Source organism: Fulvivirga sedimenti, assembly GCF_020328055.1.
In genome coordinates, this window is the sequence record NZ_JAIXNE010000007.1 from 21,821 (window position 1) to 38,840 (window position 17,020).

General features: G+C 47.8%; 17 protein-coding genes. 8 read left to right on the forward strand and 9 right to left on the reverse strand.

Features of this window, described 5'->3' with window-relative positions; translation table 11 throughout:
* Positions 1-16: 16 nt before the first annotated feature.
* Together LDX50_RS27950 and LDX50_RS27955 are read right to left on the reverse strand one after the other, a co-directional pair.
* Entirely contained in the window at positions 17-415 is a 399-nt protein-coding gene (locus LDX50_RS27950) for a hypothetical protein (protein ID WP_225699599.1), read from the reverse strand.
* Positions 412-963, reverse strand: coding sequence for an RNA polymerase sigma factor (locus LDX50_RS27955; RefSeq protein WP_225699600.1), 552 nt, complete (start codon positions 961-963; stop codon positions 412-414). The genes LDX50_RS27950 and LDX50_RS27955 overlap by 4 nt, the downstream gene beginning before the upstream one ends.
* Positions 964-1,086: 123 nt before the next feature.
* Between LDX50_RS27955 and LDX50_RS27960 the strand changes: the two genes are divergently transcribed.
* Together LDX50_RS27960 and LDX50_RS27965 are read left to right on the forward strand one after the other, a co-directional pair.
* Positions 1,087-1,446 (forward strand): DUF6249 domain-containing protein, encoded by a 360-nt coding sequence (locus LDX50_RS27960; protein WP_225699601.1) that lies wholly within the window; start codon positions 1,087-1,089, stop codon positions 1,444-1,446.
* A gap of 41 nt (positions 1,447-1,487) precedes the next feature.
* Positions 1,488-3,890, forward strand: a complete 2,403-nt coding sequence (locus LDX50_RS27965) for an ABC transporter permease (protein WP_225699602.1) — start codon at positions 1,488-1,490, stop codon at positions 3,888-3,890.
* Between the two features lie 304 nt (positions 3,891-4,194).
* On the opposite strand, the gene LDX50_RS27970 is transcribed toward LDX50_RS27965, so the two are convergent.
* Together LDX50_RS27970 and LDX50_RS27975 are read right to left on the reverse strand one after the other, a co-directional pair.
* Positions 4,195-5,217 (reverse strand): glycoside hydrolase family 113, encoded by a 1,023-nt coding sequence (locus LDX50_RS27970; RefSeq protein WP_225699603.1) that lies wholly within the window; start codon positions 5,215-5,217, stop codon positions 4,195-4,197.
* Between the two features lie 8 nt (positions 5,218-5,225).
* A complete protein-coding gene (locus LDX50_RS27975) occupies positions 5,226-7,511 on the reverse strand; it encodes an efflux RND transporter permease subunit (RefSeq protein WP_225699604.1) in 2,286 nt (761 codons plus the stop codon).
* Positions 7,512-7,629: 118 nt separating this feature from the next.
* On the opposite strand from LDX50_RS27975, the gene thyA reads away from it, so the two are divergent.
* The gene (gene thyA, locus LDX50_RS27980; protein WP_225699605.1) at positions 7,630-8,424 is read left to right on the forward strand and encodes a thymidylate synthase; all 795 of its coding nucleotides are present in this window, start codon (positions 7,630-7,632) and stop codon (positions 8,422-8,424) included.
* Positions 8,421-9,209: a glycoside hydrolase family 16 protein gene (locus LDX50_RS27985; RefSeq protein WP_225699606.1), complete on the forward strand. Its 789-nt coding sequence runs from the start codon at positions 8,421-8,423 to the stop codon at positions 9,207-9,209. Before thyA ends, LDX50_RS27985 begins: the two co-directional genes overlap by 4 nt.
* A gap of 267 nt (positions 9,210-9,476) precedes the next feature.
* Here LDX50_RS27985 and LDX50_RS27990 read toward each other — a convergent pair whose 3' ends face one another.
* Positions 9,477-10,418: an alpha/beta hydrolase gene (locus tag LDX50_RS27990; protein WP_225699607.1), complete on the reverse strand. Its 942-nt coding sequence runs from the start codon at positions 10,416-10,418 to the stop codon at positions 9,477-9,479.
* A gap of 258 nt (positions 10,419-10,676) precedes the next feature.
* On the opposite strand from LDX50_RS27990, the gene LDX50_RS27995 reads away from it, so the two are divergent.
* Both LDX50_RS27995 and LDX50_RS28000 read left to right on the forward strand, forming a co-directional pair.
* Positions 10,677-12,809, forward strand: coding sequence for a PQQ-dependent dehydrogenase, methanol/ethanol family (locus LDX50_RS27995; RefSeq protein ID WP_225699608.1), 2,133 nt, complete (start codon positions 10,677-10,679; stop codon positions 12,807-12,809).
* A 27-nt stretch (positions 12,810-12,836) separates the two neighbouring features.
* Entirely contained in the window at positions 12,837-13,337 is a 501-nt protein-coding gene (locus tag LDX50_RS28000) for a VOC family protein (protein WP_225699609.1), read from the forward strand.
* Between the two features lie 102 nt (positions 13,338-13,439).
* On the opposite strand, the gene LDX50_RS28005 is transcribed toward LDX50_RS28000, so the two are convergent.
* Both LDX50_RS28005 and LDX50_RS28010 read right to left on the reverse strand, forming a co-directional pair.
* The gene (locus LDX50_RS28005) at positions 13,440-13,886 is read right to left on the reverse strand and encodes a hypothetical protein (protein WP_225699610.1); all 447 of its coding nucleotides are present in this window, start codon (positions 13,884-13,886) and stop codon (positions 13,440-13,442) included.
* On the reverse strand, positions 13,883-14,320 hold the full coding sequence (locus tag LDX50_RS28010; protein WP_225699611.1) for a peptidylprolyl isomerase: 438 nt from the start codon (positions 14,318-14,320) through the stop codon (positions 13,883-13,885). The genes LDX50_RS28005 and LDX50_RS28010 overlap by 4 nt, the downstream gene beginning before the upstream one ends.
* A gap of 93 nt (positions 14,321-14,413) precedes the next feature.
* Between LDX50_RS28010 and LDX50_RS28015 the strand changes: the two genes are divergently transcribed.
* Positions 14,414-14,887, forward strand: coding sequence for a DUF4442 domain-containing protein (locus LDX50_RS28015; protein WP_225699612.1), 474 nt, complete (start codon positions 14,414-14,416; stop codon positions 14,885-14,887).
* Here LDX50_RS28015 and dinB read toward each other — a convergent pair.
* A complete protein-coding gene (gene dinB, locus LDX50_RS28020; RefSeq protein WP_225699613.1) occupies positions 14,866-15,966 on the reverse strand; it encodes a DNA polymerase IV in 1,101 nt (366 codons plus the stop codon). The genes LDX50_RS28015 and dinB overlap by 22 nt on opposite strands.
* 54 nt (positions 15,967-16,020) lie before the next feature.
* Between dinB and LDX50_RS28025 the strand changes: the two genes are divergently transcribed.
* The gene (locus tag LDX50_RS28025) at positions 16,021-16,221 is read left to right on the forward strand and encodes a hypothetical protein (RefSeq protein ID WP_225699614.1); all 201 of its coding nucleotides are present in this window, start codon (positions 16,021-16,023) and stop codon (positions 16,219-16,221) included.
* Between the two features lie 161 nt (positions 16,222-16,382).
* Here the strand turns inward: LDX50_RS28025 and LDX50_RS28030 are convergent, their stop codons facing one another.
* A complete protein-coding gene (locus LDX50_RS28030; protein ID WP_225699615.1) occupies positions 16,383-17,000 on the reverse strand; it encodes a deoxynucleoside kinase in 618 nt (205 codons plus the stop codon).
* Positions 17,001-17,020 lie beyond the last annotated feature (20 nt).

Sequence of the window (17,020 nt, forward strand, 5' to 3'; positions counted from 1 at the left end):
GGCGAAAGTACGGTATTTAGTTAAATTCTGAAATGTCCTTTCTGGCAGCGGTTCTTTTTTCGAGAATGGAGTACAATGCGCTTATGATGATGCCGATGCCGAACATAATGTACAGGTTGAACCCTGAACCCGACAGGGAAATAGATGGCAATCCACCAAAGATCAGCAATACAATGGCAGCGATGAGTATAAATCCCAGGCCACCAAGGGCAGCAGCCCAATAAAGTGGCTTGTCTGATGCCTTCCGCTGGTCGAGACGTGATGTGACCCGGTGAGCAAACCCGGCATGGAGTTCATATACGCGATGCTGATCGAGGGCTTTAAACAAGTCCTGATATTCTTTTGCCTCTTCAGATGGTTCTGAAGTGAACTCTTTATTGTGATCGAGCCACTCCTGTAATTCCTCGTCAGTCATATTACTTCGTTATTTTTTAACACTTTCAAAATTTCTTTCAACTGGTTTCTTCCCCGGAATAAATAGTTTTTGACGGTTCCGATTGGCATTCCGGTTATTTCAGCCACCTCTTCATAGGTCATTTCTTCCAGGTGAAATAAGGTGATCACATTTCGCTGTGCTTCGGGCAACTTCCGGAGCGCATTTTCCAGCGTGGTTTTCAGATCATCCAGCTCCATCACGTCATCCGCACCGCGTTCCGTGGCGCCACGGCTGTGAACTTCATCGATGGAGACCTGAGGGCGCTTTTTCTTTTTCGCATGATTCAGACTCATGTGATAGGCAATGGACACCAGCCATGTTGAAAACTTCGAGACTCCCCGAAAGGTGGCCAGTTTGTCGTATGCTTTCAGAAAAACGTCCTGACAAACCTCTTCCATTTCATCCTCATTCTGTATGATCCGTCCGACCACACGTGAAACCAGATGCTGATTTCGGGTGATAAGCCAGCGAAATGCCTGCATATCACCCTTGAGTGTACGTTCAATCAGCAGCTGATCATCCTTCATTTAACCGTTTGACAGTAGAACTTTTTCCAGGGTTGCAGAAATCTACAAAAAAAAAATTCATAAAATCTGCAACCCTGCCTGTGGGTAGGCCTGTCTAACCGGCAAAATCAAAATAAAAATAACATGAGCGCTTACTTGAAAGACGTATTGATGCCCCTGATGATCCTGGGGCCTATGGTGATCGGCCTGATCCTGTTTGTTAAAACACTCACTACCTATTTTCTAAAGAAGAGAATGGTTGAAAAGGGCTATGTAGACCAGGAAAGTGTGGCCATACTGGCCAAAGAAGAAGAGAAAGACAATAAGATGACAACCTTGAAATGGGGACTTGTTGTGTTCTTTGGCGGCCTTGCATTGATCATCCTGGAATTTATTGATTACGGTCCGGAATCCCCTTTGCCGTACGGTGTTTTTGCACTTAGCGTTTCCCTGGGATTTCTGCTGCATTTCCTGATTTCCGGCGGACTCAATAAGAAGGATTAACACACGCCAAACAAAGTTCAAAACTCAAAATCAACAACAACATGCTTCGCAACTATATTCTTACAGCACTTCGCAACATGAAAAGGTACCGGGTCTTTACCTTCATCAATGTGGCAGGGTTATCCATCGGATTATCCATCTGTATGCTGATCATCATGACGGTATCCTTTCAGCTGGAATCGGACAGGTATAACACAAAATCAGACCGTATTTACCGGATAATCACCGACAGGCTGAATAACCCGGGTATTTTCAGCAAGTATGCAACTGTACCTCTTCCCATGGCGGAAGAACTGAAAAATAACCATACTGCCGTGGAGCAAACTGTTCGGATACGACGGGGTTTTGGTAATAGCTGGGTAGGGGATCTTGATGATCCCACACTCCCTGTTGCAGGCTTTTTTGCCGATGACGGATTTCTTCAGCTATTCGAATACAAACTCAAGTCGGGAAATCCTGAGCAGGCCCTCAAGGATCCGTTTTCAGTAGTCATTACAGAGGCGGCTGCAAAAAAGATTTATGGAGACGAGAATCCGCTCGGACAGGACCTGGACATGGATGAAAAGGGTGTTTACAAGGTTACGGGGGTCATTGAAGATGAAGGCAATACGTCACACATCGTTTTTGAGGCCGTAGCTTCCATGAGTTCTGCATATGCGCTGGAGGCAGACAGTGTTCTCGGTCGGAATCTGGATTCCTGGGGAAATACAACTGTCGGCTGGGTGTATATGGCATTAAAGGAAGGTTCCAACCCGGAAGATGTGGAAGCATACCTGGAAACGCTCAACAAAGAACATTTTGCGGATGATCCCAAGGCGGATTTCGCGTTTCCGCTTCAAAAGATCACGGATATCAAACCCGGTCCGATCATGGGCAATGAGATCGGCCCGTTTATGCCATGGCTTTTTGTGTATATCCTTTCGGGGCTCGGACTGATCATCATGGGATCCTCCTGCTTCAACTACATCAATCTTACGATCGCACGGTCCATGAACAGGACACGCGAAGTTGGCGTTCGTAAAGTGGCGGGCGCGAGCCGGTGGCAGGTTTTCGGACAGTTTATTGTTGAGTCGGTGATCATCTGCCTGGTGGCACTGGTTCTGGCGTTGGTATTGCTTCTCCTGCTTGAGCCTGCCTTTGCGCAATTAAACTTTGCCCGGATCCTGCAGTGGAAGCTTAGTCATGCCTGGTGGGTATGGGGATGGATCTTTGGGTTTACGGTTTTTACAGGCATTGTAGCCGGTGTATTTCCGGCACTTACCTTATCGTCTTTTCAGCCGATCCAGATCTTTCGTGACATGAATCGTTCGAAAATATTTTCGCGTGTTTTTCTCCGAAAGTTCCTGCTGGTTAGTCAGTTCGCCATATCACTCATTTTCATTATCAGTATCATGATCCTTTATCAGCAGGTGGATATGATGATGAATGCAAAACTGGGTTTTGACAATGACAGGGTTCTTACCATTCCTTATGACGACGAATCATTTGAGATTGTGAAAAACGAACTGGAAGCCAATACGCTTTTTGAGTCTATTTCACTCACCTCGCACATGCCCGCCAGTGGCACTTCATATGGGGAGACTATCAAGAGAAACGTGGCGGATGAGGATAACGGGATGAACTATTTTTCAGGAGATTCCAAATATTTGGAGACGCTCGGTGTAGAGCTTTTAGCAGGGCGGACGTTGAATCCCCGTAGTGCAGAACAAATTGAAAGTGAAATTCTCATTAATGAAGCAGCCGTAAATGAACTGGGCTTTGAAAACGCGACAGATGCTGTAGGAAGTCTTGTCTATTTGTCGGATACCACATCACTTACGATTGCCGGAGTATTTCCAAACTACCATCATGAGGCCCTGGTATTGAAAATCGAACCATTAGCGATTCGTACATTGCCGGATCGTTATAATTTCATCCAGCTTCGGGTTGCTCCCGGTAAAAATGAAGAGGCACGTGCTCTCGCAGCGGAAGTCTGGAAGAAATATACCCCCGGGAAGGTTGTTAAGGCACGTTACCTGAGCGAGATCACTGCAGAATTTTATGACATTATGTTTGGCGACCTGATTAAGATCCTGCTGGTGATGGCGGTGATTGCCAGCTTTGTGGCAACCCTGGGCTTATTGGGAATCACAATATTTACCACGGAACTGAAGGTAAAAGAGATCAGCATTCGGAAAGTAATGGGAGCGGGGGATCAGCAGTTGTTCGCCTACCTTGGAAAAGGATTCATAATCCTGGTTGGAACCGCGATCTTACTGGCGATTCCGGCAACCTGGTTCCTGAATTCCCTGTGGCTCGAAAAGATGGCCTTCAGGATCGATATGAGTCCGTGGTATTTCATCATCGGCGGCGGAATCATGCTGCTGGTTTCACTGGTCACCGTTGGCACCCAGGTGTTGCGCGTTATCAGGATTAATCCGGCGGTGAGTTTGAGAAATGACTGAATCATCGGCCTAAGGGCCGATGCAGGTGGTAAGGAATAGGGAATAGGGAATAGGGAATAGGGAATAGGGTGTCCCTTCCCCGAACCGTCATCCCGGCGGTACTCCCTGAGATCTGCGGCGATAGCCGGGGATAATCAGGGAGTCGGGCCGGCCTGCCGGCCGTAGCTTTAGCGGAGGTGGGGATCTGATCTAGGACCTTTCTGCAATCAAATGGGTCGTAGAAATGACTCTACGATCAGTTTCGTCGGTTTCTGAATAGGGCCCCGCTACTCCCTACTCCCTATTCCCTACTCCCTATTCCCTGTTACCTATTCCCTGAAGCAAACGCTTCCTTAATCACTCTCTCCGCAGGCTTACCTTGCGGCGTGTATTCACGTTGCAGACGGGAGCGGTAACGCTCGGGGACCGACATATGCCATTTCCACAGGAAACCGCCGGCCATCCAGGGCTGGTTCCAGGTGTGATCGAAAAGACCCTGATACGCCGCGGCCTGGGCTTCCATATTTTCGGGCATGGCATCATAATCATGCTTCCAGTGGCCATCGGCCGCGTAATCAACGCTGCGATAGCCGAATTCAGTGAAAAGGATGGGTTTTTGCCATTGGTCGAAAGAGGCTGCCATCGCCTCGACAGGCTCTTCCCAGCCGGCAGAAAGACTTTCAGAGCCGGGAATGCGCTCTTCAGAAACAGGGAAATAGGCGTCGATGCCTATGTAATCCAGTGCATCCCAAAACATGATATTTTCGAAGTTGTCCCAGTTCGCAGCATACGTGAGCTTGCCCTTGTATACTTTTCGTACGTCCGCAATGAGCATGCGCCAGAATTCAGGTCGCAACGTGGCGGTTTTCCGAAATTCAGTTCCGACACAAAAAAGCTCGATTCCTAGCCGGTCGGCCAATGCAGCATTAAATAAAATATAATCCCTGTAGGTGGTTTCCCATTTGGACCATTCCTCGGCAGAAGACGGCTGGTAATCCCCCGGCCACCCCTGTCCGCGGACCCAGACATGGGGTTTAAGCATTATCTTAAGATTTTGTTTTCTTGCCATTTCCGCGACGGCTTCTATGCCTTCCGTCCGTTCACCCCACCACTGTCGGGGTGTATTGAAATGGACGGTTCCTGTTGAGTCCCCGATAAACCCGAACGGAATGATCGCTACCCATCCGGCGCCGATACTGCTGGCGTCCATGAGAGATTGATCACCCACGGAATCCCTTGGCGCAACAAGACTCACGCCATAGATCCGTTCAGTGATGGATATGGGTTTTTTAAATTCAAAAAAGACAACTATCATGAGAATAGCCGGAATAAAAATATAGCGCCCCATGGCTTATGTTAAATTTCTTCCTCAAACAAGATACGCTTTTTTGGATTATCCCGTCTGAAGAAAAGAAGTATCAAAACCGGAAGAAGTGTGAGATCGGTAATGAGTGCGAACACCAGCGTAAGGCTGATCAGCAGACCGGTATAAAACGTACCGCCAAAAGAGGAGAGTAGAAGGATCAGAAATCCGCCCGATAGGATGATGCTGGTAACGATGATAGCCTTTCCTGTCGAAAGATAGGTGCGCTTCAGTGCGAAGATGAGTGACTTGTTCTTCTCCAATTCGAGCTTGAGTTTGCTGATGAAGTGGATGGTATCGTCAACAGCGATTCCAAAAGCGATGGTGAACACAATCGATGTCGAAAGCTTCAGGGTGATCCCGAAAAAGCCCATTATGGCCGCAACCATCATCAGTGGAATGATATTCGGAATCAAAGTAATAGCCACCATCCGAAGGGAGCGAAACAGGATGCCCGCGATAATTGCCACAACAGCAAACGCAATGGCCAGTCCAAGAAACATGTTTTGCGCCAGGTATTCGTTGTTTTTATCGATCAGGTTGGAGGTGCCGGTTACGGTGAACCTGACCAGTGAAGTATCTGTTTCCTGTCGGATAAACTGTCGGAGTTGTTCCGTTTTAGCCAGTGTAATAGCACTGCCTTCATCTTCTATCCGGCTGCTGATCCTTGCCAGTCGCTGGTCTTCGGTGACCAGATTGGAGGCATTCCTGCCGGACCGCAGGTAACGTTTCAGGTAACGATCCAGCCGCTTAAATCCCGATTCGGAATCCGGAATGCTGAAACTCTCAGGCGATCCGCCATTGATGGCCTGGTTGATCGATTTCACGACAGTTGCCGGGCTGACGATCACACCTGTACCGTAGTTTTCGTTTAAATATTTCTCAACTTTCACGATTTGCTGAACTACCGCAGGATTAAATACGGTTTGGTCAGCTCCTGTTTCCACGGTCATTTCAAAGGGCCGTGATCCGCCGAAATTTTCATCAAAAAATGTGAAATCTTCCTTGAGCGGATCATCATTGGGAAGGTCCTCGATGAGGTAGGTGTTGATATAGATTTTTTGAATTCCGACAAACGATAAACCGATGAGTATCACACTGATTATTAGAATTACATTTCTTCTTCGAAGCACCTGGATGAATCCCTGGCCGAGTACTACAAACCAGCGGGAGCGATGCTCAAGCTTTCGGGCTACTACCGGTTTCCGCATCAGGAGCAATGCTGCCGGCATGAGTGCAAAAGCAGCGATGAATGCCATAAATACACCTATCCCGGTGTAGAGTCCGAATTCACGAATAGGCCGGATACTTGCGGTTAACAGCGTAAAAAAGCCGACGGCGGTGGTAAGGGAGGTAAGGAATGTAGCCAGACCTACCTCACGGAAGGTGGTTCTGATGGCCTGAAATTTTGTCTTACGCCTTCGAAGTTGTTCCAGGTACTTGGTGAGAATGTGCACCACATCCGACATGCCGACGACAAACATGATGGTAGGCAAAAGGACCATCAGGATATCCAGTTGTTTTCCTGCGATTGCCATGGTTCCGAGTATCCATACAGCGCCAAGAAAGACGACCAGCAGGGGTAATATTGTAAGCCAGAATGAGCGATAGGTGACAATAAGAAACACTATGATCAGCACCATGCTCGCACTAAGAAATATCATTAGCTCCCACTGCATTTTGGTGATGAACGTGCGCTGGGCATAGATCTTTCCGGCTGTATGTACCTGTTCTGCCGGAAAGGGGCTCAGTATATTTTCCAGGGAATTGAGATAGCTATCAGCGCCTTCACGCGTGGTGAAATGATCATGTTCAACCATCAGCAGGACGGTTCGGCCATCCTCAGAAAGAAGGGTTGAGCGAAAATTTTCCTGTCGGAATAGACGGCTGCTGTCGGCCGTATATTTTTCCGGCTCTTCTACGTGGATCACGGGCACATCAAATACACCCAGCGGACCGATTACAGGCTGCGACGCATTCGTGATGGAACGAACGACTACCGTTCCTTCGAGGGACGAGAGCTCTTCGGATACGAGGGTAATCTGATCCAGAAATTGAGAATTAAAGACGCCGTTGGAGCTGGTTACCGAAACCAGCAGGTAGTCATTATCCTCACCAAATGTTTCCTTGAATTTCTGATAATAGGCAAGCTCAGGATCGTCGACCGGGAAAAAATCCTCGAATACGTAGTTGAATTTCAGATTGGGCAGTTGCCAAGCAAAGAAAAGGGTGATGATCACCAGCCCTGCAATAACCCAATAAGCCGTTCGACGGTACATATGTTCCCAAATTTATTGAATAACAACGCAGGCACATCAGGGTTTGCGAAAGAAAGTGTAAGTTTTTTTGTTGCCTAATCATGGATGAACCAGTAACTTTAAAGTCAAACAATAAAGTATGCGGCAATATCTGGATTTAATGCAGGATATCCTGGACAATGGCACCAGGAAGGAGGACCGGACAGGAACCGGCACGTTATCAGTTTTCGGACGGCAGATTCGTTTTGATCTGTCGGAAGGATTTCCCCTCGTAACCACTAAAAAACTTCATTTACGCTCGATTATCCATGAATTATTATGGTTTCTGAGCGGTGATACCAACATTAAATATCTCAAGGAGAACGGTGTTTCCATCTGGGATGAGTGGGCAGATGAGAACGGGGATCTGGGTCCGGTATACGGACATCAATGGCGCAGCTGGCCAAACCCGGAAGGGGGCACAGTCGACCAGATTACGAATGTTCTTAACCAGATAAAGAACAAGCCGGATTCACGCCGTCATATGGTGGTTGCCTGGAACCCGTCGGAGGTGGATAAGATGGCCTTGCCGCCTTGTCATGCATTGTTCCAGTTTTACGTGGCCGATGGAAAACTGTCCTGTCAGTTGTACCAGCGAAGCGCTGATTATTTCCTGGGAGTTCCGTTTAACATTGCATCTTATGCGCTTCTCGTACATATGTTTGCTCAGCAGTGTGACCTGGAGCCGGGTGAATTTATCTGGACGGGCGGCGATGTGCATTTGTATCTGAATCACCTGGAGCAGGCTGAGCTGCAGCTGCAGCGGGAGCCTCGACCCTTGCCCCAATTGAATATTCGCCGAAAACCGGATTCCATTTTTGATTACAAGTTTGAGGATTTTGAAATTCTGAATTACGATCCGCATCCTACCATCAAGGCACCGATCTCGGTATGATGGTCCGTATCATATTAGTGGCGGTTGTCATTGGATTGTCATTTCCTGCTATATCCCAGGAAAAGCTGGTTTGGTCGGATGAATTTGAAACCGACGGCGCGCTGGACCCCAATAAATGGGCCTATGATCTGGGCACTGGTTGTCCGAATGTCTGCGGCTGGGGCAACAACGAAAAACAATATTATACTAATCACCCTTCCAATGTGCGTGTGGGTAACGGAGTGCTGACGATCGAAGCACATCATCATCCGCAGTCGCCGGTGAAATATACATCGGCACGTATTGTTACGCGTGGAAAGGCTTCCTGGAAATACGGAAGGATCGAGGTGCGGGCAAAATTGCCCAGCGGTCGGGGCACCTGGCCAGCGATCTGGATGATGCCCGATGAAAGTACCTATGGAGGTTGGCCCCGAAGCGGGGAGATCGACATCATGGAACATGTGGGATTTGACCCGGAGCAGGTGCACGGGACGGTGCATACCCAGGCATACAATCACAAAATCGGTACGCAACGTGGTCAGCAGCTGAAGGTTGACGGTTCGATGGACGAGTTTCATACCTACGGTATCCGCTGGACAGAAACGGTCATTGAATTTTTTATTGACGGCGAGAAATACTTCGAATTCAAAAAGCAAAGCGACAACCCGGATGAGTGGCCTTTTGACCAACCTTTCCACCTGATCATGAATATCGCGGTCGGCGGCGGCTGGGGCGGACAAAAAGGCATCGACGATTCCATCTGGCCCCGGGCGATGGAAGTGGATTATGTGAGAGTCTATCAGTAGTCAGTAGTCAGTAGTCAGTAGTCAGTAGTGTGTCCCGTGCCGAGGGCATCCCTTTGGGTAGGTACGGCGGATGGTTTGCGAATAAATAAATGGAAGTAGCAGGGAATAGGTTGATCTGTCATTTTCGTCATCCCGGGTAATTCCGGGTTTAACCCGGAATCGAACCGGGATCTGGAGAGTACAAAGAATTAAGGGGATCCATGACCACGCAAAAACAGTCGGTTAAAGTCGGTATCCTGAATGGTTCGAGTAAATCGGCCCTTCAATTCAATCATAAATAAACTGCAGCCCTCTTTTGACCGAAGGTTCAACTACTGTTGGGTTGAATGCATCCGAATTTTCATCCTCAATGGTCATCAGGTCTATTTGGAGCCATGGGTAATTATGCTCAATTAAAAGATCGTTAAACCACTCGGCTTTCATGGATGAACTCACCTGGGAATGGTGCAGGAATATGTCTGAATCAGGTCCGACACTTAGGTTTTCTGCCAGGTCAATCAGGATGAAGAAGTTTAGTATTTCCGCATTAATGGAAAGATACCCGTGAAAAATCTGTTCTTCATCCGCCCCATACAACAGAGCGAAATTCGTAAACAGGCCGGCTGCATGATGGCCGATTAAGGATCTTTTGCTATGGTCATTTTCATAGTTTTCATCGATAAAAGGTATCAGCTCCTTCGTGAGAAAGTTGTAAAAATCAATATGGCCTCCCTTTTCTCCATTATAGGCGAAATCGGGAAGAAAATCCCTTCTTCTGAAATCAAATTCCTCATTGAATAAGTGATCACCAACACCCACAATAATTGCTTCCAGCTCAATTTCACCCTGCCATTTGATAACATCATCGAAATAGGTTTTTCCATCCAGCACATAAAGAACAGGAAGATTTTTGGTTTCATAATCGACGGGTAAAAAAATCCGAAGCGGATAATTTTCACCTATGAAGGAGGAGTTTATCTGAGTTTCGAGCCGTTGTGCAACGGGCGCCGGATTGTCATTATCATCATTGTTATTGTCCACATACCCCAACGGTTGACTACAAGCCGTTTTGGAGACATCCGGATTTCCAAGGCCATCATTGTCGACATCGGCGTACCACGTTTTTTCCACGCATACTTCTTCCTCACTGCCACCACATGCAACAAAGACGATCGTCAAACATAAGAATAGATACTTTCTCCAGCTATGTTGTTTCTTTTTTACATTCATAAACCGGGAGTTTTAGGTAGGAAGATTACTTAATCTAACGAATAATTTCGCCAATTCACATAACTATACTGATTATCAATGATTTTAGCTTTTTCAAAGGGGCAGATAGGGGTGATCACGACCTAAACGGGCATGCCAGTGAGCGGTTGTTAAAAGTTAGTAGTCCTATACAGGTGTTAAAAGATTGAACAATGTTCAGCTCATTTGGAGATATCGGTTTTAAGTTCGTATCTTATTTTCCTAACCTTCCCCTAATCAATGAACTATTCCAACCGAACCCCGATCTTCACATTTGTTTTATGTTTAATTTTTCTCACATCCTGTACTCCTGAGGAAAAAGTCACCGAGGTGATCTACGGCGATGAAGCAATCGCCAATGAATCGCAAACCGAGAACTGGTTCGCCTATGGGCGTACGCACAATGAACGCCGCTTCTTTCCGGCTTCAGATATTAATGCGGATAATGTAGCCGGACTAAAAGTGGACTGGTATATGGACCTGCCCAATGATGTGGGACTGGTCTCCACGCCTTTGGTTATCGACGGGGTACTGTACTTCACCGGAACCATGAATATCGTGCGCGCCGTGGATGCAGTGACAGGAGAACTTCTATGGACTTACGACCCGAAAGTAGGGGATGCCGTTAAAGGTAAGCGCAAAATCGGGTGGCTGCACAATCGCGGTCTTTCTTATTACGAAGGAAAAATATTCGCCGCTACCTGGGACGGTAGGCTGGTGGGAATCGATGCCAACACCGGCGAAGAAATATGGCAAACCCGGACTTTCGACATGGAGCGTTCCCTGTATATCACAGGTGCCCCCAAGGCTTTCAATGGTCTTGTCCTCATCGGAAACGGCGGTACGGAAAACGGTCCGACACGCGGATGGGTTACTGCCTATGATGCGGATACGGGTGAGGAAGCCTGGAAATTCTACATGGTACCCGGAAACCCTGCCGACGGTTTTGAGAATGAAGCCATGGAAATGGCGGCAAAGACATGGACGGGCGAATGGTGGAAGCACGGTGGCGGGGGAAATGCCTGGCATGGGTTTACCTACGACCCTGAACTTGATCTCATTTACATCGGAACAGGAAACGGTGCGCCCTGGAACCAGAAAATCAGGAGCCCTGAGGGTGGTGATAACCTATTCCTTTGTTCCGTACTGGCATTGGATGCAACCACCGGGGAGTATCGCTGGCATTATCAGACTACGCCGGGTGAGTCATGGGATTACAACAGCAATATGGACATCGTGCTGGCAGATCTTACCATCGAAGGCAAAGACGTCAAGGCATTGATGCATGCCCCGAAGAATGGGTTTTTCTATGTGATCAACCGGGAAACCGGTAAATTGATCTCGGCAGAACCCTTTACGGAAACGACCTGGGCGACGCATGTGGACATGGCAACCGGCAGGCCTGTGGAGGTGGAAGGAGCACGTTATGAAGACGGTTCGGCCGACGTAACGCCTATGGCCTGGGGTGCGCATAGCTGGCATGCGATGTCATACAACCCAATGACGGGACTGGTTTATCTTCCGGTGATTCATCAGGCGGCTAAATACTCTGACGATGGCGTTGACATAGAGGGATTTCAGGCGCTTGAATTTCTCGGTGGTACGGGCGTAAGCAGCCTTTCTCCGGATAAGGAGCCACGTGATTATCCCGGTTCATTATTGGCCTGGGATCCCGTGAAACAAGAGAAGGTATGGGAGATTCCTCAGGACAATTCGCACGGTCCGGGTACACTAACTACGGCCGGCAACCTGGTTTTCCAGGGAAGCCCGGATGGAAAATTACATGCCTATGATGCTACAACCGGGGATATTCTCTGGACATATGACTTAGGACTCGGTATTGCGGCACCGCCCATAAGCTATAAGATCGATGGGAAGCAATACATTTCACTCCTGGTAGGATGGGGTGGAGGAACTGCTGGTATTGGTGGGGAAGCTGTTGCCAAGCTGGGTTGGGCCTATCGTGCTCAGCAGCGCCGATTGGTAACCTTCTCTCTTGACGGAACCCAGGAAATGCCAAAACTTGCAGATCCTGTCATACCCAAGCCGGTTGATGATCCTGATTTCATTGTCGACGCAGCCCTGTCAGGATTGGGAAGTGCAAACTACGGACGCTGTTCCGCATGTCATGGAAGCGGTATGGTCAGCGGTGGAATGGCCCCTGATCTTCGCGCTTCGGCAGTGCCCTTCAGCAGTGAAGCTTTTGCATCAGTCGTGCGTGATGGCGCAAGGGTATCCATGGGTATGCCCCAGTTTCCGGATTTGACTGATGAACAGCTGGAAGGCCTTCGGCATTTTATTCGGGATAAGTCACGTAAAGATCTCATGGCGGCAGAGGGAAATTCGGGAGATGAGGGTGTTGGAGCACATTGATGATGTTGTTTATTTGAATGCATCTTGATGAAAAAGTATATCACAATATTCCTGCTGATGGTTTCCTTTTATGCCTACGCGCAGGAGTCTTCTGCAGACCTTGGAGTCACAGCCATAGGAATAGTAGTTTCAGATATTGAAAAATCCGAAGCGTTTTATACCGATCTGCTGGGCATGGTTCCGGCCGGTAGTTTTTCCCTGGATGAACAGTGGAGTAAGGAGGCCGGTGCCGCAAACGACAGACCCTTCAAGGTAAAGATGTTTAAAATGGTTGACCGGAATACGGCGACCATATTTAAACTTGCTTATTTTGATAAGGTAAAACCCAGGCCAAAGCAAACAGGAGTCGACAGCAATGCGGGCGTGAATTACCTTACTCTCAATTACAGCGACCTGGAACCGGTAAGAAAACGCCTTGAAGCTGCCGGGATAACCCCGTTGGGATGGGTGAAACGCGATACGTATCAGTTGTTTTTCGTCCGTGATCCTGATGGGATTTTTATTGAATTGGTAGGACCGGCGGATTAATAGTCAGTAGTCAGTGGTCAGTAGTCAGTAGTTTGTCCCGTCCTAAAAAATGTTGACAGGCAAGTCAGTAGAACTTCTGAAGGGATGACGATTTAAGGAGAATCACTTTTTCAAGACCACAACCAGGACCTGATCATCCATTTTAACCTCTATATTTCCATGCAGGGTGGTATCCTCAGACATATCCCAACGAAAATCTCCTGAAATGATCCTATGGAAGCCGTTATTCTCACATCGGCAAACACGTTCGTAGAAAGCACTGGATTCCGGGTTGATTTCAAGACGCGATTTGTCATCGGAAACTTCAAGCCAGATCCGTTCCATATAGCCGGCATCAACGGCGATATTGCCCACGGTTCGTTCGAAAACCAAGACGCGTGATGTGCCCTCCACAATTTCAACCTGAAGCCGGTCGTTCTGCCATTCGCCCTTCAGAACCGAATGCTCATAAATTTTAACTTTCCATTCCTCTCCCTTAGCAGCTTGTTTATCCTGACTGCTTGCGCAGCCTGCGGACAGTACAATCAGCAGGAGAGGGACCCACCTCATGATTCGTGGATCACGATGCGTTCGATACGATCGCCCTGACGGATCTGATCGATCACATCGAGTCCCTTTACAACCTTGCCAAAGCAGGTGTGATTTCTGTCGAGGTGCGACGTGTTGTCGCGGCTGTGGCAAATGAAAAACTGGCTGCCGCCCGTATTCCTTCCGGCATGCGCCATCGACAATACACCGCGATCATGATACTGATTGTCACCATCCAATTCGCAATCGATGGTATACCCCGGTCCGCCTGCTCCAGTTCCCTTAGGGCAGCCGCCCTGGATAACAAAATTGGGGATGACTCGATGGAAGGTTAGTCCGTCATAAAAACCTTCCTTGGATAATTTAACAAAGTTTGCTACGGTTTTCGGGGCATCTTTCTCATAGAATTCAATTTCCATGGTTCCCTTCTCCGTGATCATTTCTGCAGTTTTCATAGTCGTTGTCTTTGCGGCAAAAGTATTTAAAAAATCTAAACGTTCTCAGCAGTATCCCGTTTCTTTGTATGCATGCTGAGTAAAAAGACAAAAATGAAGCTCATAAACTGGTGGCCTCCCATGCTGGGCACCGGTATATGGCTGTCCTATGTTTCACCAAGGCTTGATGAGTTTCGTGTGAAGATGCATCTGCGCTGGTTTAATAAAAACCTCATTGGCATCCACTACGGTGGCTCACTCTACTCGATGTGCGATCCCTGGTATATGTTCATCCTTACCGCAAATCTTGGCAAGAAGTACCTGGTGATGGACAAGGCCGCCGCGATCCGGTATCTTAAGCCGGGCAGGGGCACACTGTATTGCACCTTCAGGCTTGAGCAGGAACAAATATCAGCGATCCGAAGCGAGATCGATGAGATTGGAAAGAAGGATTATACTTTCTTATGCGAAATCCGAAATAAGGAAGGGGAGATAGTGTGTGAAGTCGACAAGGTTGTATATGTCAGGAAGAAGGACTTTGACTGGGATGCCTTCAACGCTAAAAATCAGAAAGACAGGGTAAGCTGAACCCCGTGGGTGTCTGCGACGGGTTCATTCTCTTCCTCTTCCGTATTCAGGTGACTCACCGACAAGCCCAGCAGCCTGATCCTGAATTTCTCCAACTCGGCCTGTTCGAGCAGGGTAGGAATCAAATCAAGGATATCCTGTTCATTTTCGATAAGTCCGTGAATGGTCTTACTTCTCGTAATCACAGTAAAATCATCAAATTTTACCTTTAGTGTGAGTGTCTTTCCGGCAGATTCCGATCGCTTCATTCTTCCGGAAACCGTCCCGGCGATTCGCTTCAGTTCCTGTTCCACATCCGTTATACGTACGAGGTCCCGGCTGAAGGTATTTTCGGCGCCGATGGACTTCCGGATGCGGTTTGGGTTAACCGGGCGCTCGTCGATGGCCCGCGCGATCTGGTAGTAGTAGTGACCGGCTTTTCCGAAACGGATCACCAGGTCTTCCCTGGAATATTGCTTCAGGTCCTTTCCGAAAAAGATGCCCATCTGCCTCATTTTATCGGCCGTAACTTTTCCAATTCCAAAGAATCGCTCGATGGGTAATGTATCAACATATGCTTCGGCATCTTCCGGCGGAATGAGGAACTGTCCGTTCGGTTTATTTACATCCGAAGCGGTCTTTGCAAGGAATTTGTTGATCGAGATACCTGCAGACGCGGTGAGACCTGTTTGTTCTAAAATTCGTTTCCTGATTTCTTTGGCGATCAGGGTTGCCGATGGCAATCCGATCTTATTATGGGTCACATCAAGGTATGCCTCATCTAGTGACAGGGGCTCAATCAGATCAGTGAATTCTGAAAAGATTCCCCGGATCTGGTCGGAAACCTCTTTGTAAACATCGAAGCGGGGTCTTACAAATATTAAATTCGGACAAAGCCGTTTTGCCGTGCGGGAAGGCATGGCAGACCGAACGCCATATTTCCTGGCCTCATAGCTCGCTGCGGCCACAACGCCACGTTCAGCACTGCCACCTACTGCAACAGGCTTATTTCTCAGGTTTACGTCATCACGCTGTTCGACCGAGGCGAAGAAGGCATCCATGTCGATGTGAATGATCTTACGAACAATGCCGGCTTCCATATCTATAAATCCTTCCTGTTTTGTAGATTTACAACGTTCAATCGTATCCTAAAGATGTCCAGACAAAAACGAATATTTATCATCCTGGCGATCCTATTTTTCGCAGCCATGGCCTATGTCGCCTATGATATCTCGAGTCGGACGACATTTCCCGGGTCTAAACCACAGTTGAAGGAGCGTATCGAAAAGCAATACAACAGTGATGAATCAATTGATTCAGCCGGTGTCAAACGTGATACCGTCACTCGTCGGTGATATCTGCGGGTCGTCTGAAACTTTTGTCGCTGGTCGGATAGCCCTTCCACAGTTTTAAGTCAGACCGTATCTTAGATTCAATTAAAGCCAACTATAGACAACGATTTATCCCCCGGAACCAGGTTTCGGGGGATATTTTGTTTACAGGGGTTGTGATTTTTTCAGCTGAACAGACCGAATAATTCCACATCGATCCTGTTCACGATTCCCGAGAAGTGTTCGGGGTACTTCACAAAATCAAGTTCATTCACCTCAATGACCAGGAGCTTGCCAAGGTCATAGGACGATATCCATTCGTCGTAATGGGTATTCAGGTTTTTCAGGTAATCCAGCCGGATGGCATTTTCATAGGAACGTCCCCGTTTTTCGATCTGTGAGATCAGCTTCGGAATATCGGCTTTAAGATAGATCAGCAAATCCGGAGGAGCCACATGCTGAATCATGGAATTAAATAATGACAGATAGCTATTGTAATCCCTGTCGTTGATAAATCCGGAACGATACAGGTTGGCTGCGAAAATATACGCATCCTCATAGATGGTACGGTCCTGAATCGTCGTTTTCGCTGACTCCCTGATTTTTTTTACCTGGTTAAAACGGCTGTTCAGAAAGTAGATCTGAAGATGGAATGCCCACCGCTTCATGTCTTCATAAAAATCTGACAGGTAGGGGTTGTCTTCAACATCTTCGATTTCCATCTGCCAGCCATAATGTTTGGCGAGCATTTCGGCCAGAGTTGTTTTTCCGGATCCGATATTTCCACAAATAGCTACGTGCATTCTGCAAAGCTACATTATTC

Bases quoted from the DNA above. Each gene is read 5' to 3' on its own strand.
- LDX50_RS27995 (WP_225699608.1), top strand. From the start codon at position 10,677: ATGAACTATTCCAACCGAACCCCGATCTTCACATTTGTTTTATGTTTA.
- LDX50_RS27985 (WP_225699606.1), top strand. From the start codon at position 8,421: ATGATGGTCCGTATCATATTAGTGGCGGTTGTCATTGGATTGTCATTT.
- LDX50_RS27990 (WP_225699607.1), bottom strand. From the start codon at position 10,418: ATGAATGTAAAAAAGAAACAACATAGCTGGAGAAAGTATCTATTCTTA.
- LDX50_RS27955 (WP_225699600.1), bottom strand. From the start codon at position 963: ATGAAGGATGATCAGCTGCTGATTGAACGTACACTCAAGGGTGATATG.
- LDX50_RS28005 (WP_225699610.1), bottom strand. From the start codon at position 13,886: ATGAGGTGGGTCCCTCTCCTGCTGATTGTACTGTCCGCAGGCTGCGCA.
- LDX50_RS28025 (WP_225699614.1), top strand. From the start codon at position 16,021: ATGTCCAGACAAAAACGAATATTTATCATCCTGGCGATCCTATTTTTC.
- LDX50_RS28010 (WP_225699611.1), bottom strand. From the start codon at position 14,320: ATGAAAACTGCAGAAATGATCACGGAGAAGGGAACCATGGAAATTGAA.
- LDX50_RS27950 (WP_225699599.1), bottom strand. From the start codon at position 415: ATGACTGACGAGGAATTACAGGAGTGGCTCGATCACAATAAAGAGTTC.
- LDX50_RS27975 (WP_225699604.1), bottom strand. From the start codon at position 7,511: ATGTACCGTCGAACGGCTTATTGGGTTATTGCAGGGCTGGTGATCATC.
- LDX50_RS27965 (WP_225699602.1), top strand. From the start codon at position 1,488: ATGCTTCGCAACTATATTCTTACAGCACTTCGCAACATGAAAAGGTAC.
- LDX50_RS28000 (WP_225699609.1), top strand. From the start codon at position 12,837: ATGAAAAAGTATATCACAATATTCCTGCTGATGGTTTCCTTTTATGCC.
- LDX50_RS27970 (WP_225699603.1), bottom strand. From the start codon at position 5,217: ATGGGGCGCTATATTTTTATTCCGGCTATTCTCATGATAGTTGTCTTT.
- dinB (WP_225699613.1), bottom strand. From the start codon at position 15,966: ATGGAAGCCGGCATTGTTCGTAAGATCATTCACATCGACATGGATGCC.
- LDX50_RS27960 (WP_225699601.1), top strand. From the start codon at position 1,087: ATGAGCGCTTACTTGAAAGACGTATTGATGCCCCTGATGATCCTGGGG.
- thyA (WP_225699605.1), top strand. From the start codon at position 7,630: ATGCGGCAATATCTGGATTTAATGCAGGATATCCTGGACAATGGCACC.
- LDX50_RS28015 (WP_225699612.1), top strand. From the start codon at position 14,414: ATGAAGCTCATAAACTGGTGGCCTCCCATGCTGGGCACCGGTATATGG.
- LDX50_RS28030 (WP_225699615.1), bottom strand. From the start codon at position 17,000: ATGCACGTAGCTATTTGTGGAAATATCGGATCCGGAAAAACAACTCTG.